The 23,370-nt window shown below is 64.8% G+C and carries 18 protein-coding genes; 5 read left to right on the top strand and 13 right to left on the bottom strand.

Translation table 11 applies throughout. The annotated features are described in order from the left end of the window. Positions 1–60: 60 nt before the first annotated feature. Entirely contained in the window at positions 61–1,581 is a 1,521-nt protein-coding gene (locus tag CAY82_RS22440) for an aldehyde dehydrogenase family protein (protein ID WP_087503113.1), read from the bottom strand. Positions 1,582–1,836: 255 nt separating this feature from the next. On the opposite strand from CAY82_RS22440, the gene CAY82_RS22445 reads away from it, so the two are divergent. The 4 genes from CAY82_RS22445 to CAY82_RS22460 all read left to right on the top strand — a co-directional run bounded on the left by CAY82_RS22445 (position 1,837) and on the right by CAY82_RS22460 (position 6,151). Continuing rightward, positions 1,837–3,825, top strand: coding sequence for a sigma-54-dependent Fis family transcriptional regulator (locus CAY82_RS22445; protein ID WP_087503114.1), 1,989 nt, complete (start codon positions 1,837–1,839; stop codon positions 3,823–3,825). Between the two features lie 66 nt (positions 3,826–3,891). Next, positions 3,892–5,241, top strand: a complete 1,350-nt coding sequence (gene mpl, locus CAY82_RS22450) for a UDP-N-acetylmuramate:L-alanyl-gamma-D-glutamyl-meso-diaminopimelate ligase (RefSeq protein ID WP_063911089.1) — start codon at positions 3,892–3,894, stop codon at positions 5,239–5,241. Next, positions 5,238–5,867 carry a flavin prenyltransferase UbiX gene (gene ubiX / locus CAY82_RS22455; RefSeq protein WP_087503115.1) on the top strand — a complete coding sequence of 210 codons (630 nt, stop codon included), beginning with the start codon at positions 5,238–5,240 and terminating at the stop codon, positions 5,865–5,867. Before mpl ends, ubiX begins: the two co-directional genes overlap by 4 nt. Then, on the top strand, positions 5,864–6,151 hold the full coding sequence (locus CAY82_RS22460) for a YceK/YidQ family lipoprotein (protein ID WP_087503116.1): 288 nt from the start codon (positions 5,864–5,866) through the stop codon (positions 6,149–6,151). The genes ubiX and CAY82_RS22460 overlap by 4 nt, the downstream gene beginning before the upstream one ends. A gap of 108 nt (positions 6,152–6,259) precedes the next feature. Here CAY82_RS22460 and CAY82_RS22465 read toward each other — a convergent pair whose 3' ends face one another. From CAY82_RS22465 to CAY82_RS22500, 7 genes are all read right to left on the bottom strand, one after another. Further along, positions 6,260–6,904 (bottom strand): oxidoreductase, encoded by a 645-nt coding sequence (locus CAY82_RS22465; protein WP_087503117.1) that lies wholly within the window; start codon positions 6,902–6,904, stop codon positions 6,260–6,262. Positions 6,905–6,931: 27 nt separating this feature from the next. Beyond that, positions 6,932–8,665, bottom strand: coding sequence for a C13 family peptidase (locus CAY82_RS22470; RefSeq protein WP_087503118.1), 1,734 nt, complete (start codon positions 8,663–8,665; stop codon positions 6,932–6,934). Positions 8,666–9,013: 348 nt separating this feature from the next. Continuing rightward, on the bottom strand, positions 9,014–10,078 hold the full coding sequence (locus CAY82_RS22480; protein WP_256576327.1) for a 2,3-butanediol dehydrogenase: 1,065 nt from the start codon (positions 10,076–10,078) through the stop codon (positions 9,014–9,016). Between the two features lie 52 nt (positions 10,079–10,130). Then, positions 10,131–11,237 (bottom strand): acetoin dehydrogenase dihydrolipoyllysine-residue acetyltransferase subunit, encoded by a 1,107-nt coding sequence (locus tag CAY82_RS22485; RefSeq protein ID WP_087503120.1) that lies wholly within the window; start codon positions 11,235–11,237, stop codon positions 10,131–10,133. After that, positions 11,234–12,256: an alpha-ketoacid dehydrogenase subunit beta gene (locus CAY82_RS22490; RefSeq protein WP_087503121.1), complete on the bottom strand. Its 1,023-nt coding sequence runs from the start codon at positions 12,254–12,256 to the stop codon at positions 11,234–11,236. Before CAY82_RS22490 ends, CAY82_RS22485 begins: the two co-directional genes overlap by 4 nt. Before the next feature lie 33 nt (positions 12,257–12,289). Beyond that, positions 12,290–13,267, bottom strand: a complete 978-nt coding sequence (locus CAY82_RS22495) for a thiamine pyrophosphate-dependent dehydrogenase E1 component subunit alpha (protein ID WP_087503155.1) — start codon at positions 13,265–13,267, stop codon at positions 12,290–12,292. Between the two features lie 22 nt (positions 13,268–13,289). After that, positions 13,290–14,345 carry an NAD(+)/NADH kinase gene (locus CAY82_RS22500; protein WP_087503122.1) on the bottom strand — a complete coding sequence of 352 codons (1,056 nt, stop codon included), beginning with the start codon at positions 14,343–14,345 and terminating at the stop codon, positions 13,290–13,292. A 283-nt stretch (positions 14,346–14,628) separates the two neighbouring features. On the opposite strand from CAY82_RS22500, the gene CAY82_RS22505 reads away from it, so the two are divergent. Continuing rightward, complete coding sequence (locus CAY82_RS22505) at positions 14,629–16,482, top strand: sigma-54-dependent Fis family transcriptional regulator (protein WP_087503123.1); 1,854 nt, start codon at positions 14,629–14,631, stop codon at positions 16,480–16,482. A 181-nt stretch (positions 16,483–16,663) separates the two neighbouring features. Here the strand turns inward: CAY82_RS22505 and accC are convergent, their stop codons facing one another. The 5 genes from accC to CAY82_RS22530 all read right to left on the bottom strand — a co-directional run bounded on the left by accC (position 16,664) and on the right by CAY82_RS22530 (position 23,356). Further along, positions 16,664–18,019, bottom strand: coding sequence for an acetyl-CoA carboxylase biotin carboxylase subunit (accC, locus tag CAY82_RS22510; protein WP_046615992.1), 1,356 nt, complete (start codon positions 18,017–18,019; stop codon positions 16,664–16,666). A 17-nt stretch (positions 18,020–18,036) separates the two neighbouring features. Beyond that, the gene (gene accB, locus CAY82_RS22515; RefSeq protein ID WP_087503124.1) at positions 18,037–18,501 is read right to left on the bottom strand and encodes an acetyl-CoA carboxylase biotin carboxyl carrier protein; all 465 of its coding nucleotides are present in this window, start codon (positions 18,499–18,501) and stop codon (positions 18,037–18,039) included. Between the two features lie 100 nt (positions 18,502–18,601). Continuing rightward, positions 18,602–19,057, bottom strand: a complete 456-nt coding sequence (gene aroQ / locus CAY82_RS22520; RefSeq protein ID WP_003255330.1) for a type II 3-dehydroquinate dehydratase — start codon at positions 19,055–19,057, stop codon at positions 18,602–18,604. A 179-nt stretch (positions 19,058–19,236) separates the two neighbouring features. Beyond that, entirely contained in the window at positions 19,237–21,009 is a 1,773-nt protein-coding gene (locus CAY82_RS22525) for a protein-disulfide reductase DsbD (protein ID WP_087503125.1), read from the bottom strand. Positions 21,010–21,394: 385 nt separating this feature from the next. Continuing rightward, complete coding sequence (locus tag CAY82_RS22530) at positions 21,395–23,356, bottom strand: methyl-accepting chemotaxis protein (protein ID WP_087503126.1); 1,962 nt, start codon at positions 23,354–23,356, stop codon at positions 21,395–21,397. Positions 23,357–23,370: the final 14 nt, after the last annotated feature.

The following is a 23,370-nucleotide window of genomic DNA, read 5'->3' on the forward strand; positions in this document are numbered from 1 at the left end:
CACCTTAAGCAGGCGCAGTACCTGTGGGAGCGGGTTTACCCGCGAAGAAGGCGACGCGGATTAGAAGAAGCCCAACGGATTGATGTCGTAGCTCACCAGCAGGTTCTTGGTCTGCTGATAGTGGTCGAGCATCATCTTGTGGGTCTCACGCCCGACCCCCGACTTCTTGTAGCCACCGAACGCGGCATGCGCCGGGTACAGGTGGTAGCAGTTGGTCCATACCCGGCCAGCCTTGATCCCACGGCCCATACGGTAGGCACGGTTGATGTCGCGGGTCCACACGCCGGCACCCAGGCCGAACTCGGTGTCGTTGGCAATCGCCAGCGCTTCGGCTTCGTCCTTGAAGGTGGTGACGCTGACCACCGGGCCGAAGATCTCCTCCTGGAACACGCGCATGCGGTTGTTGCCCTTGAGCAGGGTCGGCTGGATGTAGTAACCGGTGGCCAGCGAGCCCTCCAGTTTCTCTACCTTGCCGCCGGTCAGCAGTTCGGCGCCTTCCTTCTCGGCAATCTCCAGGTACGACAGGATCTTCTCGAACTGCTGTTGCGAAGCCTGGGCGCCGACCATGGTGTCGGTGTCCAGCGGGTCGCCGCGCTTGATCTGCTGCACCTTCTTCATTACCGCTTCCATGAACTGCGGGTAGATCGACTCCTGTACCAGCGCGCGCGACGGGCAGGTGCACACTTCGCCCTGGTTGAAGAACGCCAGCACCATGCCTTCGGCCGCCTTCTCGATGAAGCTCGGCTCGGCCTGCATGATGTCTTCGAAGTAGATGTTCGGCGACTTGCCGCCCAGCTCGACGGTGGAGGGGATGATGTTCTCGGCGGCGCACTTCATGATGTGCGAGCCCACCGGGGTCGAGCCGGTGAAGGCGATCTTGGCGATGCGCTTGCTGGTGGCCAGGGCTTCACCTGCTTCGCGGCCATAGCCTTGCACCACGTTGAGCACGCCTTTTGGCAGCAGGTCACCGATCACTTCCAGCAACACAGTGATGCCCAGCGGAGTCTGCTCGGCCGGTTTGAGCACCACACAGTTGCCGGCGGCCAGGGCCGGGGCGAGTTTCCAGGCGGCCATCAGGATCGGGAAGTTCCACGGGATGATCTGCCCGACCACGCCCAGTGGCTCGTGGATGTGGTAGGCCACGGTGCCTTCGTTGATTTCCGCGGCGCCGCCTTCCTGTGCGCGGATGCAGCCGGCGAAGTAGCGGAAGTGGTCGACCGCCAGCGGGATGTCGGCATTGAGGGTTTCGCGGACCGGCTTGCCGTTGTCCCAGGTCTCGGTAATGGCAAGCAGTTCGAGGTTCTGTTCGATACGGTCGGCGATCTTCAGCAGGACGTTGGAGCGGTCCTGTACCGAGGTGCGGCCCCAGGCGTCGGCAGCGGCATGGGCGGCATCCAGGGCTTTTTCGATGTCTTCGGCAGTGGAGCGGGGGAATTCGGCGATCGGCTGGCCGTTCACCGGAGAGGTGTTGGTGAAGTACTCACCCTTTACCGGAGGAACGAACTCACCACCGATGTAGTTGCCGTAGCGGCTCTTGAAGGAAACCTTCGCGCCTTCGGTACCGGGATGTGCGTAACGCATGGTGTGTCTCCTGGCTATTGTGTTTGTTAGGGAGTTGGAAAGCGTAGAGCAAAGGTTGGGCCAGCGTTTCGAGTATCAGGCAAATCAAGGGCTTGGCTCGGTTCCAAGGGCCTGGCCAACGGTCACTGTGCCAGTGCCGGTACGCGCGGGCGTGACACTTTGTGCCATTTGCGACACGTAACCGGAGGGTGCATTGCAAAGCCTTCCCGGGTGGAGGATGCTGGCGGGACTCTCTATCTGCGGAGAACTACAACAATGCAGAGCAATCATTTCAGTCGCCATGCCCAGCAAGTCCATACCGTCGCCCATGGTGGGGCCGGGGAGGGCGGCAGTGACCCGTCCATCGCCCGCTCCTGGCTGCGCTGCCTGGAGGACTACCACCTCGACCCGTCGGTGATCGAGGCCCCGGTGGTGCTCGAACACGGGCGCCTGCTGGAAAGCCGCGAGCGTCTGCGGCAGGTGCTGCAGATTGCCGACCATGAAATGAACAGCCTGCACCAGCAGCTTTCGGGAGCTGGCCATGCGGTGCTGCTGACCGATGCCCGTGGGGTGATCCTTAATTGCGTCAGCGCGCCGACCGAGCGGCGCAGTTTCGAGCGCGCCGGGCTGTGGCTGGGCGCTGACTGGAGCGAGGCGCGGGAGGGCACCAACGGCATCGGCACCTGCCTGGTCGAGCGCCAGGCGCTGACCATTCACCAGAACGAGCACTTCCGTGGTCGCCACACTGGCCTGACCTGCTCGGCCAGCCCGGTGTTCGACCCGCATGGCGAGTTGCTGGCGGTGCTGGATGTGTCTTCGGCACGGCCTGATGTTTCCCGGCAGAGTCAGTTCCATACCATGGCCCTGGTCAACCTGTCGGCGAAGATGATCGAAAGCTGCTACTTCCTGCGCCATTTCGAACAGCAATGGCTGTTGCGTTTCCACCTGCAAGCCGAGTCGGTCGGCCTGTTCAGCGAAGGCCTGCTGGCGTTCGACGGTGACGGGCGCATCTGCGCCGCCAACCAGAGCGCGCTGAACCTGCTGGGCACGGTGCGCGGTGGCGTGCTGGGCAAACCGCTGGAACGCTTTTTTGCCTGCAGCCACGACGAACTGTTCAGCCGCGCCACGCCCGCAGGCAGCACGGCCTGGCCGCTGCATACCCTGGACGGGCGCCAGGTGTTCGCCAGCCTGCGTGGCCAGGCGCGCGCACCGGTGTGGTCGGTGCCAGCCGCCCAGCCGCGCCCCGTGCGGCAAGCGGAGCCGCTAATCTGTCTGCTCGACCCGGCCTTGCAGAACGACTTCCGCCGTAGCGTACGGGTGTTCGAGCGCGATGTGCCGCTGCTGCTGCGCGGCGAGACCGGCTGTGGCAAGGAGGCCTTCGCCCAGGCTGTGCACCAGGCCAGCGAGCGGCGTAGCAAGCCGTTCGTCGCCATCAACTGCGCGTCGATCCCGGAGAGCCTGATCGAGAGCGAACTGTTCGGCTACCGCGGCGGCAGCTTTACCGGTGCGCGCAAGGAAGGCATGCGCGGCAAGCTGTTGCAGGCTGACGGCGGCACCTTGCTGCTGGACGAGATCGGCGACATGCCACTGGCCCTGCAAACCCGCCTGCTGCGAGTGCTGGAGGAGCGCCAGGTGGTACCGATCGGTGGCGAGCCGCAGGCAGTCGACGTGCGCATCGTCAGCGCGACCCACCGTGACCTGCTGGAGCGGGTGGAGCAGGGCAGTTTCCGCGAGGACCTGTATTACCGCCTGAATGGCCTGGAGGTGGCATTGCCGGCAGTGCGCGAGCGCAGTGACAAGGCGCAGTTGCTGGATTTTCTGCTGCGTCAGGAGGCACAGGGAGAACCGATCGATATCGAGCCCAGGGCGCGACAGGCACTGCTCGACTTCGCCTGGCCGGGCAACGTGCGGCAGATGCGCAACGTGCTGCGTACGCTGGTGGCACTTTGCGAAGACTCCCGGATCATGTTCCCTGATCTCCCCGCCATTGTTCGCAACACGCCGGCCCTTGTAGGAGCGACCTTGTGTCGCGAATGGGCCGCAGAGCCGCCCCAGGATCTCAACCGCGCAGCTCAAACCGCCAGGGCTGCTGTGCAGCCCGATCGCGACACAAGGCCGCTCCTACAGGATGCGGAGCGGCAAGCATTGTTGGAGACGCTAGAGGCAAAACACTGGCACCTCACCCGTGTCGCCGAGCACTTGGGCATCAGCCGCAATACCTTGTATCGAAAACTGCGCAAACACGGCATCACCAGGGCCGACTGAGCGAAACATCTGGTGCGATTTATCGCGCCCTGGGCTACCCTGCCTCGATGTTTTGCGAGGTCGACCATGCATATTCACATTCTCGGTATTTGCGGCACTTTCATGGGCTCGCTGGCGGTGCTGGCCAAGGAACTTGGCCACCGCGTCACTGGCTCTGACGCCAACGTCTATCCCCCGATGAGCACCCAGCTCGAAGCCCAGGGCATCGAGCTGACCCAAGGCTATGACCCGGCGCAGCTGGACCCGGCGCCAGACCTGGTGGTCATCGGCAACGCCATGTCGCGTGGCAACCCGGCGGTGGAGTACGTGCTGAACAAGGGCCTGCCCTATGTTTCCGGCCCGCAGTGGCTGGCTGACCACGTGCTGCAGGGCCGCTGGGTGCTGGCCGTTGCCGGTACCCACGGCAAGACCACTACCAGCAGCATGCTGGCCTGGGTGCTGGAGCACGCCGGCATGAGCCCGGGCTTCCTGATCGGCGGTGTGCCGCAGAATTTCTCGGTGTCGGCGCGCCTGGGCGATACGCCGTTCTTCGTGGTCGAAGCCGACGAGTACGACAGCGCCTTCTTCGACAAGCGCTCGAAGTTCGTCCACTACCACCCACGCACGGCGATCCTCAACAACCTTGAGTTCGACCACGCGGACATCTTCCCCGACCTGGCCTCGATCGAGCGGCAGTTCCACCATCTGGTGCGCACCATCCCCAGCGAAGGCCTGGTCATCCATCCCACCACCGAGCTGGCGCTGGAGCGGGTGATCGGCATGGGCTGCTGGACCCCGGTGCAGACCACCGGTGAAGGTGGCCAATGGCAAGCCCGCCTGCTCAGCCCCGATGGCTCGCGCTTCGAAGTGCTGTTCGACGGCGAAGTGCAGGGCGTGGTGGACTGGGCGCTGACCGGCCAGCACAACGTTGCCAACGCCTTGGCTACCCTGGCAGCAGCACGCCATGTGGGCGTGGTGCCGGCCATGGGCATCGAAGGGCTGAGCGCCTTCAAGAGCGTCAAGCGGCGCATGGAGAAGGTTGCCGAAGTGCAAGGCGTGACCATCTACGATGACTTCGCCCACCACCCGACCGCCATCGCCACCACCCTCGACGGCCTGCGCAAGCGCGTTGGCGAGGCCCCGGTGATCGCGGTGATCGAGCCGCGCTCCAACTCGATGAAGCTCGGTGCTCACCGTGACGGCCTGCCGGAAAGCGTCAACGACGCCGACCAGGTGATCTGGTACGCCCCGGCCAACCTTGGCTGGGACCTGGCTGCCACCGCCGCGCAATGCAAAGTGCCCAGCGTGGTGGCCGACAGCCTCGAAGCGATCATCGAGCGGGTCAAGGGCCAGGCTCGCCCAGGCACCCATGTAGTGATCATGAGCAACGGCGGCTTCGGCGGCCTGCACGGCAAGCTGGCCGAGGCCCTGAAGTGAGCGGGCCGGAGCGCATCACCCTGGCCATGACGGGCGCCTCTGGCGCCCAGTATGGCCTGCGCCTGCTCGATTGCCTGGTGCGTGAGGACCGCGAGGTGCACTTCCTGATCTCCAAGGCTGCGCAACTGGTGATGGCCACCGAGACCGACGTGGTGCTGCCGGCCAAGCCGCAGGCGATGCAGGCCTTCCTCACCGAATACACCGGCGCTGCCGACGGGCAGATTCGCGTGTATGGCAAGGAAGACTGGATGTCCCCGGTGGCCTCGGGCTCCGGCGCCCCGGCGGCGATGGTGGTGGTACCCTGTTCCACCGGCACCTTGTCGGCGATTGCCACCGGTGCCTGCAACAACCTGATCGAACGTGCTGCCGACGTCACCCTCAAGGAGCGTCGCCAGCTGATCCTGGTGCCCCGCGAAGCGCCATTCTCCACCATCCACCTGGAGAACATGCTCAAGCTGTCGCAAATGGGCGCGGTGATCCTGCCGGCGTCGCCGGGCTTCTATCACCAGCCGCAGACCATCGACGACCTAGTCGACTTTGTCGTGGCGCGCATTCTCAACCTGCTGAACATTCCCCAGGATATGTTGCCGCGTTGGGGTGAGCACCACTTCGGGGTGGATGATTGAAGCGAACGCTGGCGGGTGTGCTGGCGCTGGTGCTGCTCGGTGGCTGCGCCACGGTGCGCACGCTGGATGCCAACAAGCCCGGGGCGCCGGTGGTGTATGCCGGTACCCGGCTGGATTTGTATGTGATCAATGGCGGGTGTTGTCCGCGTGATCATTATGGGGCTGATGCCCCGGCGTACCCGGGGCTGGACCTGCCCGGGAGCATGCTGCTCGATACCCTGTTGCTGCCGTTGTCGTTGCTCACTGCGGCCGGTATTGGTTTTCAGGCCACCGGTGGGTTGTGAGGGCCCTTTCGCGGGTAAACCCGCTCCCACAGGTATTGCACCAGTCTTGAGATAGTGCAACTCCTGTGGGAGCGGGTTTACCCGCGAAGAGGCCCTGACAGGTGAAGGCTATTTTTTGCCCAACCTGCGCAACTCATCCGACTCCACGATCCGCACCCCGTCTTCCTCCTCAAGCGCCAGCCGCCACAGCGCCCGGGCCAAGGTACAAGCCTCGATCCCACGATATTTCCCGGGTATCAGCCTGGAAAACGGCGACATCAGCTTTTCCCCGAGCCGCGGCTGGATCCGCTCGCCCAGCAGCAACGATGGCCGCACGATGGTCAGCTGCGGCCAATCCTGGGCCTTGAGTGCCTCTTCCATCTCGCCCTTGACCCGGTTGTAGAAAATCGACGATTTCGGGTCGGCGCCCAGTGCACTGACCACCAGCAGATGTCGCGCACCCATCTCCCGGGCACGCTTGCTGAACGCCACTACCATGTCCAGGTCTACCGCACGGAAGGCCGATTCGGAGCCGGCCTGCTTCAGCGTGGTGCCCAGGCAGCAAAAGGCGATATCGACCCGCCCGGCCAGCTGCGGGAGAAACACCGCCGGGTCGCCGACCGGGTTTTCCAGGTGCGGGTGCTCGGCCAGTGGCCGGCGGGTAGGCGCCAGTACGCGGGTGATGGTGGGCTCGTTGAGCAGGCGGTCGAGCAGGTGTTCACCTGTCAGACCCGTGGCACCGGCAAGCAGGACATGCTGAGGCGTCAAATACATGATGTCTCTCCCTTGTTACACACAAGCTTAGTGGCTGCCGGGCATTTTCGCCTGTTCCCCCATGTTGGCCTGTGCGGCGTTACGCAACGCTTCTTCGGCCTGTTGCCGGCGCAGCTGCTGCCAGTGCTCAAGTACTCTCGGCGGCGCCCACAGCTGCGGTTCGGAGGCCTCGAAACCTTCCCTCTGTTCTCTTTCGGCAACGCTGGCTCGCGCCAGTTCAAACGCCTGTTTCAGGTCGTCGGTCTGGTTCAGCCCCTCGGCGAACAGGGCATCGCCAAAGTAGGTGAAATCGGCTTCTTCCGAGCAACCGAAGGACACGCGGTCGGCTCGGGCGGCGGTCATGATCACCGTGCGCTCATCCTTGAGCGGTGCGATGTAGCCCCCTGAATAGCAGGCGGATATGACGATGACCTTGTCGCGGTCTTTCAGCGGGGCCAGGGCGCTTGCCAGCTCATCGGCGGACAGGTCGGCCAGCTGTAGGCGCGGCTGGTCGAGCACCAGCTGGTGGTCTTGGCTGCCATGGCTGGTGAGGTAGATGAACACCAGGTCCTCGGGGCCGCTGCGCTCGGCCAGGGTGCGGGCGGCGCGGGTGAGGTTCTCGCGTGTGGCCATGGGGCGGGTGGTCATTTGGTCGCGGTGGTTGACCAAGGTCACCTGGCCACGGGCGCCAAAGCGCACTTTGAGCATGTTGCTGACGTAGTCGGCTTCGCGCAGGAACACGCTCTGCTGGCCATCGCCGGCCACCACCAGGCTGTATAGCTGGACCGCTGGTGCCGAGCGCGGTACCCGTGCCAGCGCCTCGTCCAGCAGCCGGCCCTGATTGAGCAAAGCCAGGTCCAGCGGGTCGGGCAACAGCTTGCCGTTCTGGTCGCGTATGCGCACACCGTTGCTCCAGGTGCCGCTTTCGACCTTGCCGTTGGCCAGGATCAGCCGGCCACGGCCATGGTAGGCATCGTTGAGGAAGCCGCCGATGTACTTGCTGCCGTCGGCCAGTTGCAGGCTGCCCTGGCCCGACAGGCGCCAGTCGGCGAAGGTGCCCTTGTAGTGGCTGCCGTCGCTGCCCAGCAGTTCGCCTTCGCCGACCAGCGAGCCGTCCTTGAACTCACCGATCCATACATCACCATCGGCGTTTTCGTAACGGCCACGGCCCTCCAGGCGGTTGTCCTTGAACTCGCCGATGTATTGCTCGCCATCGACGCTGTCGTAGGTGCCGCTGCCTTCCAGCTGGCCATTGATGAAGTGGCCGCTGAACTGGTTGCCGCTGGCGTCGCTGCGTACCCCGGCACCATTGGGTTTGCCCTTGGCGAACAGGCCCTGGTAGCGGCTTCCGTCGGCCAGCTCCAACTCGCCGGCGCCTTCGTACAGGTCGTCCTTGAACTGGCCGCGGTAGGTCTGGTCGGCTTGCTTAAGGGTACCTTCGCCGTCGCGGCGGCCGTGGCTGAAGGTGCCGGCATAGTGGCTGCCCGGGGTGGTCAGCTCACCCAGGCCCTGGAACAGCCCGGCGGCGAACTGGCCACGGTACACCTCGCCGTTGCGGCCGTGCCACTCGCCCTGGCCGTGCCATTGGCCATCCTTGAAGCTGCCGGCGTACCAACTGCCGTTGGGGTAGTCGATCCGGCCCTCGCCTTGCAGCAGGCCATCGACCACCTGCCCCCGGTACCGCCCACCGTCAGGCAGGCGCGCGTCAGGCGGGAGCAGCGATTCGCCATCGCCGCAGGCGGCGAGCAGCAGGACCAGGGTGATGGGGAGCAGTGGACGCATGGCGAGAACCGGGCAAAAAGTCTGCCGAGTATGACGCAGAATGGGATCCTGAAACAGCGAACGCACGTGCTGGCGCAGCGCTCGAGCCTGCACTGCATCGAAAAGCTGGCACGGTCCCTGTGGGAGCGGGCGTGCCCGCGAACACCGGCGACGCCGGTGCCATGCAGCGCGTGGTCTTCTTCGCGGGTAAACCCGCTCCCACAGGTCCAGCGGTGACTTTCAGCTTTGCGCAATACCTGTGGGAGCGGCTTTAGCCGCGAACACCGGCGAAGCCGGTGCCAGGCACCGCGTCGCCTGCTTCGCGGGCACGCCCGCTCCCACAGGTTCCGTTTAGCCTTTGAGATGCAATCAGCGCACGCCCGGCGAAACGATGATCTTCACGTTCTCCTCCTTGTTGTTCACCAGTTCTTCAAAGCCCAGCTCGACAATCTGCTCCAGCCCGATCCGCCCGGTCACCAGCGGGCGGATGTCCAGTCTGCCGTCAGCGATAAAGGCAATCACATCGGCAAACTCACCGTTGTAAGCCAGCGCCCCCAGCACCTGTTTTTCGGTGGACACCAGTTCGAAGAAGTTGAACTCGCTGGGTTCTTCGAAGATGCCCACCAGCACGCACTTGCCCGCCTTGCGGATGGTGTCGATGGCCAACTTGGCCGTGTGCTTGTTGCCGATACATTCAAAACTCACATCCGCTCCCAGCCCGGCAGTCAGCTTGCGGATTTCCGCCAGGGCGTCGCACTGGCTGGGGTCCAGCACCACGCTGGCGCCAACCTCTCTGGCCTTGGCCTTGCGCGCCGAGGACATTTCCAGGGCGATCACCTGCGCCGCCCCCGCTGCCTTGGCACACATGATGGTGCACAGGCCGATGGTGCCGGCGCCGACCACCACCACGGTCTGGCCAAGGAGGCTACCGGCCTTTTTCACCGCATGCATGCCCACCGCCAGCGGCTCGATCAGTGCCCCGGCCTCTGCCGGGAAGCCCTGTGGCAGCCGGTACAGCAGGTTGGCGGGCACGTTGACCAGCTCGGCGAAGGCGCCGTTGTTCATCAGGCCGGTGAAGGCCAGGCGTTCGCAGATGTTGTACAGGCCGTGGGTGCAGTAGTAGCAGGTGCCGCAATGCTGGCAGGCGTCCGCAGCCACAGGGTCACCGACCGCAAAACCTTCCACGCCTTCGCCCAGCTTGGCGATCTGACCGCAGAACTCATGGCCGAGGATGCACTGGCCCTGGATGCCGGTCAGCGGGTGCGGTGCCTCCACCGGGATGAATACCGGGCCGGCGACATATTCGTGCAGGTCGGAGCCGCAGATGCCGCACCAGTCCACCTTGATCTGTACCCAACCGGGCGCAGGGTCGGCCGGCAAGGGCACCTGTTCGACGCGAATGTCATTGCGGCCATGCCAGACGGCGGCGCGCATGTGGGTATGGCTCAGGTCGTTCATTGTCTTTCTCCAGGCTCACGGAAAGGGCTTAGTGCTTGCGCAGGAACGCGAGCAGTTGCTGGTTGACCTGTTCGGCCACTTCCATCTGCACCATGTGCCCGGCCTCAGGCAGCACCAGCACTTCAGCCTCCAGCCCTTCGGCATGGCTGGCCGGGATGATCGCGTCCTTGCCGCCCCACACCACCAATGCCGGGTGTTGCCCCAGCACCCCGCGCAGGTCGTGGCGCTGCCGGTCGCCGTCGGCGATGGCCGATGCCAGCAGGCGCAACGCTTCGTCCACCCCTTCCAGGCGCTTGAACTTGAGCATGTCCTCCAGCATCTGCCGGGTGACCAATGCCGGGTCGGCAAACAGCTGCACCATCTGCGGCTTGAGGGCATTGCGGTTGGCGGCAGCGACGAAGCCTTGCAGGTACTGCCCGTTGATCGCCTCGCCCAGCCCGGCGCTGGCCACCAGGCTCAGGCTGGCCACCCGCTGCGGTGCCAGGCGCGCCACGTTCAGGCTGACCGCGCCACCCATGGAGTGGCCGGCCAGGTGGGCCTTGGCGATGTCCAGGTGGTCGAGCAGGGCCAGTACGGTTTCGCTCAGTTCATCCAGGTCGCCACGTTGCAGGATTTTGTCCGACTCACCATGCCCCGGCAGGTCGAGGGCGATCACTCGCCGTTCGGCTGCCAACGCCGGGTGGTTGAACAGCCAGTTGTTCAGGTCACCACCAAAACCGTGCACCAGCACCAGCGGCGTGCCGCCTTCGCCCAACTCGAACCAGCGCAGCAGGCGACCGCCCACCTCCGCCTTCTGCGGCGCTGGCCCTTGGGCCTGGTCGGCGCCACCCTCGGCGACGAACTCGGCCTGGAAGCGCTGGACCACGGCATCGATCTCAGACTCATCGGCTTCGCCTTCAACCACTACCGCCAGCAGCGCGCCAACCGGCAGGGTTTCATCGGGCTGGGCTACCAGACGGCGCAGCACACCGCTGAACGGCGCCTCGACGCTGCTGCTGATCTTGTCGGTCTCGACGTCCAGCACCTCGTCGCCCTTGTTGATCTCGTCACCTTCCTGCTTGAGCCAGGTGTCTACCCGACCCTCGGTCATCGACAGGCCCCACTTGGGCATTGTCAGGGTATGGATCTGGTTCATGCGGCACTCCTCGCGGCTTCGATCACTTTACGTACCGCAGCCTCGATCTTCACCGCGTCAGGGATGTACAAGTCTTCCAGGGCATCGGAGAACGGCACCGGGGTGTGCGGGGCGGTGACCATCTCGATCGGGCCCTTGAGCGCACCGAAGGCCTTCTGCGCCACCAGCGCGCTAATGTCGGTGGCCATGGAGCAGCGTGGGTTGGCTTCGTCGATCACCACAAGGCGGCCGGTCTTTTCCACGCTTTCCAGAATGCTGTCTTCGTCCAGCGGGCTGGTGGTGCGCAGGTCCAGCACCTCGCAGTCGATGCCCTGGCGAGCCAGGTTGTTGGCGGCCTCCAGTGCCACATGCACCATGCGGCCGTAGGTCACAAGGGTTACGTCGTCACCATCGCGCAGGAAGTTGGCTTCGCCGAAGGGTACGGTGTAGACCTCTTCCGGCACTTCGCCTTGCATGCTGTACAGCAGTTTGTGCTCGCAGAAGATCACCGGGTCGTTGTCGCGGATCGCCTGTATCAACAGGCCCTTGGCATCGTACGGCGAGGACGGGCAGACCACCTTCAGGCCGGGAATGTGCGTCCACAGCGAGGTGAGCATCTGCGAGTGCTGGGCCGCCGCGCGCAGGCCGGCACCGTACATGGTGCGCATCACCAGTGGGGTGACCGCCTTGCCGCCGAACATGTAGCGGAACTTGGCGGCCTGGTTGAGGATCTGGTCCAGGCAGCAGCCGGCGAAGTCGACGAACATCAGCTCGCACACTGGGCGCAGGCCCTGGGTCGCAGCACCGACGGCGGCGCCGACGTAGCCGATTTCCGACAGCGGCGCGTCGAGCACGCGCCCCGGGAACTGATGGTACAGGCCCTTGGTCACGCCCAGCACGCCACCCCAGGCGTCATCCTCGCCGGGGGCGCCGGCACCGCCGGCGACGTCTTCGCCAATGATGAACACCGTGTTGTCGCGGCGCATTTCCTGGGCCAGGGCTTCGTTGATGGTCTGCTGGTAGCTGATCTTTCTTGCCATGGTGGTTCTCCTGTTGTTCTTGTAATCCGCGGCTCAGGGGTAGGCGACGTAGACGTCGGTGAGCAGGTCGGCGGGCTGCGGCTTGGGATCGGACTTGGCGCGGCGCACGGCGTCTTCGATCAGGTCCTCGACGCGAGCATCAATGGCGTCCAGTTGCTCGGCTGTAAGCAGGCCGGCACGGGTAGTCTTGTTGCGGAACTGCATGAGGCAGTCGCGGGATTCGCGCAGGTTCTTCACTTCATCGGGGGCGCGGTAGGTTTGGGCATCGCCTTCGAAATGGCCGTAATAGCGGCTGAGCTTGACCTCGATCAGCGACGGGCCTTGCCCGGAGCGTGCGCGTTCGATGGCTGCGCCGGCAGCCTCGTACACGGCAAAGAAGTCGAAACCGTCGATGGTGACGCCTGGCATGCCGAAACCGGCAGCACGGTCGGCGATATGGTCGCAGGCCACCGACCAGGTCGAGGCGGTGGCTTCGGCGTAGCCGTTGTTCTCGGCCACGAAGATGCACGGCAGGTTCATGATCGACGCCATGTTCATGGCTTCGAATACGGCGCCTTCGTTGGAAGCGCCATCGCCGAAGAAGGCGACCGACACATCGTCGTTGCCCTTGATCTTGGCCGCCAGTGCGGCCCCGGCCACCAGCGGTGCACCGGCACCCACGATGCCGTTCGCGCCGAGCATGCCTTTTTCCAGGTCGGCGATATGCATCGAGCCGCCCTTGCCACCGCACACGCCGGTTTTCTTGCCGTAGATTTCGGCCATCATGCCGTACACATCCACGCCCTTGGCGATGCAATGGCCGTGGCCACGGTGGGTCGAGGCGATGCAGTCGCTGTCGCGCAGGTGGGCCATGACCCCGGCAGCGGAAGCCTCCTCGCCGGCATACAGGTGGACGAAGCCGGGGATCTCGCCGGTGGCGAACTCCACGTGCAGGCGTTCTTCGAAGGCGCGGATGGTGCGCATCACTTCATAGGCATGCAGCAATTGTTCGGTACTGAGTTGATTGGACATCTTGTTGTTCTCCAGGGTTGTCTCAACACGGGTTTGCAGGGTGCAACCGGTGGCCGCGCGGTACGGCCAGCAGGTGATGACGGGCGGCATGCGCCAGGACGGCCTCGACTTCCACGCTCAACGGGCCTTGGTGGTCGAGGGTGATGGTGGGGGTGTCGTGCTCGGCGAATTCGATTTCGCGTTCGCCGTCCAGCGCCAGGGTGCCGCTGGCCAGGCTCAGGCGGTGGGCGACACCGGGCGTCAGCGGGCCGCTGGCGGTGATGCCGCAGCCTTGCAGCAGGCCGGGTGCCAGTGGCGCCAGCAATGCCTGCTCGGCACCGGGGTTCAGGCGTACCCAGGCGCCATGCGGCTCCTGGCGCGAGACCGGGCACCACAGGCCGCACAGGGCCGAGAGGCCGATGGCATGGGGTTCGGCGAAACAGGCGAAGACTTCGCAAAGGTCCTCGCTGCGGCTGAGGGCCCGAGCGCCGATGAAGCGCTGGGGCGACACCGCCACCTCCACCAGGGCCCATTCGGCAATTCGCTGCTCGGGCACCTTCACCAGCAGGCGCTTGTTGCGGCGCAGGCCTATGCTGGCTGGCACCCGACCGCCGGCAAGCAGGCCGCCGGCCAGGCCGGCGCTGGTGGCCTCACGCAGTTCGGGGAAGGCATTGTTGGTACCGGTGGACAAGGTCAGCAGTGGTACGTCACCGGCCTCGGCGGCCACTGCCTTGTGGGTGCCGTCACCGCCGAGCACGGCGATCATCGCCACACCGCGCTCGACCATGCGGCGGGTGGCCAGGCGGGTATCGGCAACGGTCTGGGTCAGCGGCAAGTCAAGTATTTCGATGGTCGGCCAGTGCTGGTCACGGGCTGCCGGGCCCAGGCTGGCCTTGAGCACGGCGGCGGCGATACCGGTCATGTCGCTGGGCAGCAGCACCTGGCCGATGCCGGTGGCACCGAAGGCGGCGAGCAGACGCTGGATCGCCGAGGCCTTGTCGGTGCTCGAATAGAGCCCGGCGTTGGCGGTCAGGCGGCGCAGGTCGCGGCCAGAGGCAGGGTTGGCAATGATCCCGACGATCGGGGCGGGTAGCGGCATGGCGCACCTCATATTTTTGTTTGCCAGGGCAGGAGCAAGCACGGTGCCAGCTTCTTCTGAATTGGCTGAAGTGCCCGCAATAGAGAGGTTTTCTTGCGCTTCGGCAGAGGCTGATGGTTGGGCTGGCGAGACGCCCGGTGCCAGCCCGGGGCCGACGTTGCCGAGACGCTGAGACGCTGCGTCTCAAGCCGGCCGGTAATCACGCAGTGCTTGTCGGGGCATGCCCGGAAGCGCTTAATGGCCGGACAACGACAAAAACAGCAACGAGAACCGGAGGGCCTGAATGCTTGCCGCGAACTCCAGAGCCCATGTCGACTGCGTCAGCAGGGTGTTGAAGAATGCCGACCGCCTGCCGCAGGTGCCGGTGCCACCGCTGATCCTCGATTCATGGCGCCGTTCCATGGAGCTGTACCGCCTCGACCCTGGGTCCCAGCAGGGGCCGCGCATCCTGTCCCAAAGCTTGCTCAACGAATGCCGCGAACGCGCCGAACTGTTCCTGCGCATCGCCAGCGATGCCGTGGCCCGCCTGCATGAGCGAGTACGCGGTGCCGACTATTGCGTGCTGCTCACCGATGCCCTGGGGCGTACCATCGATTACCGGGTCGAGTCGGCCATCCGCAACGACTGCCGCAAGGCCGGGCTGTACCTGGGCACCTGCTGGTCGGAGGGCGAGGAGGGCACCTGCGGCGTGGCGGCGGTGTTGACCAGCAAGGCCCCGGTGACGGTGCACAAGCGTGACCATTTCCGCGCTGCGTTCATTGGCCTGACCTGTACGGCGGCACCAGTGTTCGACCCGCTGGGCGAGCTGCTGGGCGTGGTGGATGTTTCGGCCTTGCAGTCGCCGGACGACCGCCGCAGCCAGCACCTGATCCGCCAACTGGTCGAGCAGACTGCCCGCGAGATCGAGAACGCCTTCTTCATGCACAGCGCCCAGGGCCATTGGGTTATGCGTGCCCATGGCACGCCGGGTTATGTGGAAAGCCAGCCCGACTACCTGCTGGCCTGGGATGCCGATGGCCGCCTGCAGGCGATCAACAGCCTGGCGCGCCAGCGGCTGGTGGAGCAGTTGGGGCGATTGCCCGAGCACATTGGTGAGCTGTTCGACATGGACCAGCTGCGCCGCGTGAATGCATCGTCCGCCCAACGCCTGCCGGGCTTGGGTGGGCTGTACGGCCGGGTCAGCGCACCCCGCCAGCGCCAGCGTGCACAGCCGTTGCACCAGGCCCAGGATGCCCGCATCGAGCAGCACTTGCGGCTGGCCACACGGGTCAAGGACTGCAACCTGGCGGTGCTGGTGCAGGGTGAGACCGGGGCCGGCAAAGAGGTGTTCGCCCGCCAGTTGCATCAGCAAAGCCTGCGTCGCGATGGCCCGTTCGTCACCCTGAACTGCGCGGCCATTCCGGAAAGCCTGATCGAGAGCGAGCTGTTCGGTTATGTGGCCGGGGCCTTCACCGGGGCTTCCAGCAAAGGCATGCAGGGGCTGTTGCAGCAGGCCGATGGCGGCACGCTGTTCCTCGACGAAATCGGCGACATGCCGCTGAACCTGCAAACCCGGTTGCTGCGCGTGCTGGCCGAGGGTGAAGTGGCGCCGCTGGGCGCGGCGCGGCGGGCGCGGGTGGATATCCAGGTTATTTGCGCGACCCACCGCGATTTGGCGGCGATGGTGGAGGATGGGCGTTTTCGTGAGGACCTGTACTTCCGCCTGGCCAATGCCCGCTTCGAGTTGCCGCCGCTGCGCGAGCGTGAGGACCGCTTGGGGTTGATTCACCAGTTGCTGGCCGAGGAGGCCGAGGCCTGCGGGGTCGAGGTGGTGTTGGCGGATGATGCGCTGCAGGCGCTGCTGGTTTACCGCTGGCCGGGGAACTTGCGCCAGCTGCGGCAGGTGTTGCGCTATGCCTGTGCGGTGAGTGATGGCGGGCGGGTGCAGTTGCAGGACCTGCCGCAGGAGGTGCGGGGGGAAGCGGTTGGCTCGGCTGAAAGCGGGGTGTCGTGCCCGGCGCGGCAGTTGTTGCTGGATGCACTGATCCGCCATCGCTGGAAGCCGGCCGATGCGGCGCGCGCATTGGGGATATCGCGGGCGACCTTGTACCGGCGGGTTCATGAGCATCACATCGAGATGCCGCGGATGAAGGGCTGAGTAACGCAGACCGGCAGGAGCAGCCTTGTGCTGCGAAAGGGCCGGCATGGGCAACAAATTTGTGTGGGTAGTAATGGCCTCTTCGCAGCACAAGGCTGCTCCTACAGGACTTCTGCCAAACCAGTGACCCATAAAAAACCCCGGAACAAGTCCGGGGTTTTCGGTACATCACACTACACGATCACTCCTGGCTAGCCAGTTTGTGCTCGAGGTAGTGAATGTTGACGCCACCTTTGCAGAAACCTTCATCACGCACCAGGTCGCGGTGCAGCGGGATGTTGGTCTTGATACCGTCGACGACGATCTCGTCCAGGGCATTGCGCATGCGCGCCATGGCTTCGTCGCGGTCCTTGCCGTAGGTGATCAGCTTGCCGATCAGCGAGTCGTAGTTCGGCGGAACCGAGTAACCGCTGTACAGGTGCGAGTCCACACGCACGCCGTTGCCGCCCGGGGCGTGGAAGTGCTTCACCTTGCCTGGGCTCGGGATGAACTTCTTCGGGTCTTCGGCGTTGATACGGCACTCCAGCGCATGGCCACGGATGACCACGTCTTCCTGGCGGAACGACAGCTTGTTGCCAGCGGCGATGCTCAGCATCTCCTTGACGATGTCGATACCGGTCACCATTTCCGACACCGGGTGTTCAACCTGCACGCGGGTGTTCATCTCGATGAAGTAGAAGCGGCCGTTCTCGTACAGGAACTCGAAAGTACCCGCACCACGGTAGCCGATCTCGATGCACGCATCGACGCAGCGCTTGAACACTTCCTGACGGGCTTTCTCGTCGATCCCCGGGGCTGGCGCTTCTTCCAGTACCTTCTGGTGACGGCGCTGCAGCGAGCAGTCGCGGTCGCCCAGGTGGATGGCGTTGCCCTGGCCGTCGGACAGTACCTGTACTTCCACGTGGCGTGGGTTGGTCAGGAACTTCTCCAGGTAAACCATCGGGTTGCCGAAGGCTGCACCGGCTTCGGTACGGGTGAGCTTGGCCGAGGCAATCAGGTCCTCTTCCTTGTGCACCACGCGCATGCCGCGACCACCACCGCCACCGGCGGCCTTGATGATCACCGGGTAACCGACGTCACGGGCAATCGCCAGGGCGACTTCTTCATCTTCCGGCAGTGGGCCGTCGGAGCCCGGCACGGTCGGTACGCCCGACTTGATCATCGCGTCCTTGGCCGAAACCTTGTCGCCCATCAGGCGAATGGTGTCGGCTTTCGGGCCGATGAAGGCGAAACCGGATTTTTCCACCTGCTCGGCGAAGTCGGCGTTTTCGGCCAGGAAGCCGTAGCCCGGGTGGATCGCGGTGGCGCCGGTCACTTCGGCGGCAGCGATGATCGCCGGGATATGCAGGTAGGAATCCTTGGACGATGCAGGGCCGATGCAGACCGACTCGTCTGCCAGGCCCAGGTGCATCAGTTCACGGTCGGCGGTGGAGTGCACGGCGACTGTCTTGATACCCAGCTCTTTGCAGGCACGCAGGATCCGCAGGGCAATTTCCCCGCGGTTGGCGATCAGGACTTTTTCGAGCTTCCCAGACATCGTTGGCTCTCCGCGATTCAAACGACGGTGAACAGCGGCTGGTCGAACTCAACCGGCTGGCCGTCTTCTACCAGGATGGCGTCGATGACACCGCCAACATCGGCTTCGATGTGGTTCATCATCTTCATGGCTTCGACGATGCACAGGGTGTCGCCTTTCTTCACGGTCTGGCCAACTTCAGCGAAGTTCGGCGAGGTCGGCGAAGGCTTGCGGTAGAAGGTACCTACCATCGGCGAGCGGATCACGGTGCCTTTCAGGGCCGGGGCAGCGGCAGCGGCTTCAGCGGCCGGAGCGGCAGCGGCGGCGACCGGGGCAGCAGCAGGGGCAGCGGCTACCGGAGCCGGTGCGAAGTACTGCTGGGCAGCTGGAGTCTTGCTGTGACGGCTGATACGGACCGACTCTTCGCCTTCCTTGATCTCCAGTTCGTCGATGCCAGACTCTTCCAGCAGCTCGATCAGTTTCTTGACTTTACGGATATCCATTAATCATCAACTCCCAAAGGTTCGGTCAGGGGGCGAAATATAAAAAAACGTATCTGAAACGTTTCTCTCGAACCCTGGCCCACTGAGGCCAGGGTTTTCATCATTTGGGCTGTGCGTTGGCAGCCAGTTGTTCCAGCGCGGACTCCAGGGCCAGGCGATAACCGCTGGCGCCCAGGCCGCAGATCACCCCTACGGCAACATCGGAAAAGTAGGAGTGGTGGCGGAACGGTTCGCGTTTATGCACGTTGGACAGGTGCACTTCGATGAATGGGATGCTCACCGCAAGCAATGCGTCACGTAATGCGACGCTTGTGTGGGTGAAAGCAGCCGGATTGATCAGGATGAAGTCCACACCCTCGTTGCGTGCGGCGTGAATGCGGTCGATCAGTTCGTATTCGGCGTTGCTCTGCAGGTACTGCAGATGGTGGCCTGCGGCGCGGGCACGTTGCTCCAGGTCCTGGTTGATCTGGGCCAGGGTCACGGCGCCGTAGTGGCCAGGCTCGCGGGTACCGAGCAAGTTGAGGTTGGGGCCGTGGAGCACCAGTAGCGTTGCCATCTGCGGATTCCTTGGATTTGTAGGGCAATTCGACACAGCGCGGCGAGTGTGCCGTAAAGCGACGGCAAGTGTCCAGTTCCCGGCAATAGCCAGCACGATGTCCGAGGTTCGCGCGAAGTATGTGACCAAATAATTAAATTTGGTCACTGATTTGAGGATTTATCACAGCTCGCGGGAAGTTATAGACCGACTTTGCCGCGCACGCGTGTCAGAATTTGCGCAAATTCACTGGCATTTATCTCGCCAATGACTCGATCAGCGGTTATTTCGCTACCGTTTTCAGCAAAGAACAACAAGGCGGGAGGGCCGAACAGCTGGTAGCGGTCGAGCAGGCTGCGTTGTTCGGCATTGCTCTCGGTGATGTCAAATCGCAGCAGCTTGAACCCGGCCAGTTGCGTTTGTACCTGCGGCGCGGTGAGCACCTCGCGCTCGATCACCTTGCAGCTGATGCACCAGTCGGCGTACCAGTCCAGCAGTACCGGCTGGCCGGCCGCCTTGGCCTGGGCGAGGGCAGCATCCAGTGCGGCGGGAGTGGTGATGGTCTGCCAGCTATCTGCTTGCACCGCCGTGCCGTTGCCGGCGGCCAACGGGGTCGCCGGCGGTAATGGGCGCAGCGGGTCGCCCTGGCCGCTGAGGGCGCCGTACCAGCACGCCAGGGCGTACACCAGCAGGGCCAGGCCGAGCAGTTGGGCCAGGCGCTGGCGCGCGGTCTTGACGACGAACTCGAGTGCGCCGAGGAACAATGCCACGCCAGCGGCGAGGAAACCGACCAACAGCAAAGTCAGCGGACCTGGCAGCACGCGGCTGAGCAAGCCGATGGCCAAGCCCAGCAGCAGGACGCCGATGGCGTTTTTCACCGTGTTCAGCCAAGGGCCGCTTTTCGGCAGCCAGGCCGCGCCACCGGTGGCCACCAGCAGCAACGGCGCGCCCATGCCCAGGCCCAGGGCGAACAGTTTGAGTGCGCCACCCAAGGCATCGCCGCTGGCGCTGATGTACAACAACGCACCTGCCAGGGGCGCCGACACACACGGCGAAACCAGCAGGCTGGAGAGTACGCCCAGTATTGCCGCGCCTAGCAGCGAGCCGCCCCGGGTGTGGCTGGCAACGTTGTTCAGGCGGTTGCTCAGGGCCTGCGGCAGTTTCAGTTCGAACACGCCGAACATGGCCAGGGCGAATACCACGAAGAACAGCGCGAAAGGCACCAGCACCCAGGCCGACTGCAGGCGCGCCTGCAGGTTCAGGCCGGCGCCGAACAGTCCCATCAGGGCGCCGAGTATCGCGAAGCTGGCTGCCATCGGTAGCACGTAGGCCAGCGACAGGGCCAGCCCGCGCAGGCCACCGGCCTGGCCACGCAGCACCACGCCGGAGAGGATCGGCAGCATCGGCAGCACGCAGGGGGTGAAGGTCAGGCCGACCCCGGCGAGAAAGAACAGCAGCAGCGACTTCCAGGTCCAGGCATGTTCACTGGTGGCCGGGGTGCTTGCTCCGCCTTCGCCATCGATGCTCAGGCGTGCGGTTTCCGGTGGGTAGCACAGGCCTTTGTCGGCGCAACCCTGGTAGCCGACCAGCAAGGTGAAGGCACGCGGGTCGTTGCGCGGCAACTCGATATCGAGCACGCCGTGGTACACCTCGACATCGCCGAAGAACTCATCGTGCTTGGCCTCACCCTTGGGGATGTTCGGCGTGCCCAGGGCAATGTCGGCCGGTTCGGTGCGGAACTGGAAGCGGTGACGGTACAGGTAGTAGCCATCGGTGGCGACGAAGCGCAGCTTGATGGTTTGCGCATCGGCCTGGACCAGGCTGAGCTTGAAGGCCTCGTGTACCGGCAGGAAGTCGGCGTTGTTGGCCAGCGAAGCTGCGCCGAGGGTGGCGCTGGGGCGGTTGTCGAGCAGGCCCGTGGCGAAGGCAGGGCTGGCCAGCAGCAGGAACAGCAGGAAAAACAGGCGGCGCATGGCGGACTCGCGAGGTGGAACGTGCTGGGCATGATAGCGGAGTTGGTGCAGGTTGGGGCCAATAGCTCTTGGCATGGCATGTGTGGTGCCTGGGAGATCGAGCGCCGCCCGCGCGGCGCTTCGCGGGACAAGCCCGCTCCCACATCTGTTTCGGGCCAGTTACTCCTGTGAGGTCACCTCTATCCGCTTTGTCTGTTCCTTTCGATATCCAAGGTTGCATCGCAGCTTTTAATCAATCTCCAGCCATGCACCAAGGCTGCAACCCACCTGGCACAGGAGTAACTGGCCCGAAACAGATGTGGGAGCGGGCTTGTCCCGCGAAGCGCCGCGCGGGCGGCGCTCGATCTCCCAGGCACCGCACATATCATGGCGAGCCCCTGCCTGCTCAAACCCTGAACTCCCGCACCGCCCGGTTCAGTTCCCCCCCCAGACTCAGCAACTGCTCGCCTTGCTCACGTCCCTCGCCAATGCGCTGCAGGTTGTCCTCACCCAACTCATGAATCCGCTCGCTGTGGTCGCGAATCTCACTCACGGCACCGCTCTGCTGCGCCGTGACATCGGCAATCCGCACCGCAGTATCCGAAATGGTGCGAATGGCACAGACAATCTCGTCCAGCGCCCCATCCGCCGCCTGGGCCTGGTTGGCCGTGGCCTCAGCATGTTCGAGCTGCGCGCGCATCCCGGCCACCGAACTTCTGGCTGCCTGCTGCAAGCGGTCGATCAAGGCCTGAATCTCGCCGGTAGCCCCGGTGGTGCGCTGCGCCAGCGAACGCACCTCATCGGCCACCACGGCAAATCCACGGCCCATCTCACCGGCCCTGGCCGCTTCGATTGCGGCATTCAGCGCCAGCAGATTGGTCTGCTCGGCAATCGACCGGATCACCGTCAGCACGCCGCCGATGGTGGCCGACTCTTCCGCCAGTTGTTCGATCATGCGGGCGTTGCCCTGCACTTCATCGACCAGCTCACGCAAGCCCGACAGGCTTTGGCCGATCACCGCCTGGCCCTGCTCAACCGCACGCCCGGCATCGCGGCTGGCGTCGGCGGCGGCGCTGGCGTCGCCGGCCACTTGAAGGATGGTCGCTTCCAGTTCACCCAGGGCATCGCGAATCTGCCCGGTGTCGCCCGCCTGGCGTTCGGCACCGTCGTGCAGGGCGGCGCTCATGCCAGCCAGGGCGTGGCTGCTGCCAGCCACCTGTTCGGCGTTGTGGCGGATGGTGCCGACGAGCTCCACCAGGTAGTGGCGCAGGCAGTTGAGTGACTCCTGGATGTCGCGCAGTTCACGGTTGGTCTTGCCCATGGCAATGGCCTCGGCGAAGTCACCCTCGGCCCAGCGCGACAGGGCCGGGGCCAGGCCGGTCAGGGTGCGCGCCAGGCGGCGTTGCAAGGTATCGATCAGCAGGGCGATAAGCAGGATCAGGCCGATCATCAGGCCCTGGATGATGCGCACTTCGGCGGCAATTTTCGCGTGCTGGCCGCGCACCTCGGGCTCCAGCGCCGCGATGGCCTGCTGCACGGCCTCCAGGCGCTGGCCGGTGCTGGCGGCCAGGGCAACGCGGCGCTCGATCTGTACGCGGGTGCGTTGCAGTTCGGCCGGGTAGCGGCTGAGCAGGCTCTGCAGTTCGCGCTTGAGGCCAACGGCCAAGTCTTCCTGCCGGGCGTTGGCCTGGCTTTCCAGGCCCATCATCGCGGCGAAGTCGTTGGCACCGGATTCGGCGGCACGGGTCACGCCCAGCAAGGGCAAGGCATCGATCGTCTGGGCCTGGGCGCGGATCAGTTGCAGCTCGCGCTCCACTTCGTCGGCTAGTTCCGGGCGGGCGCTGCTGACCAGCTTGTCCCGGGCCAGCGACAGGCGACCGAGGTGCACGGTGGCGTCGAGCAGCGGTGTCAGGTAGCGGTTGGCGTCGGCGCTGCCGCTGTCACGGGCGTAGCCTGCCAGTTGTTCGAAGTTGGCGCCCAGTTCCCGCTCGGCCTGCAGCAGCAGGGCTTGCGGGTCGCCGGCCAGCTTGCCGGCGGCCAGCAGCTCTTCGCCGGTAAAGGCCTGCAGGCTGTCCAGGCTGGGGCGCAGTTTGTCGGCCAGTTCGCCGGGCCACTCGGCCAGCTCGGCCTGCAGCTGTTGGATGGCCTGCATCGCTGCGGCGTGGCGCAGGGCATCGCCGCTGCCCAGGTACGCCTGGATATTGCGGGCCGCCTGGTTCTGGAATTGCTGGGACAGGCCCAGGTAGCGTTCCATCAGCTGGTAGGGGCGCTCCAGAGCCCGCTGCGACCACCACAAGGTGGCGCCCAGGGCGATGCACACGGTTACCAGCAACAGGGTGTTGAAATTGGTCAGCCACTTCAGGCGCATAGCCGCGAGCTTCC

This window comes from Pseudomonas sp. SID14000 (assembly GCF_002165135.1).
GTDB lineage: Bacteria > Pseudomonadota > Gammaproteobacteria > Pseudomonadales > Pseudomonadaceae > Aquipseudomonas.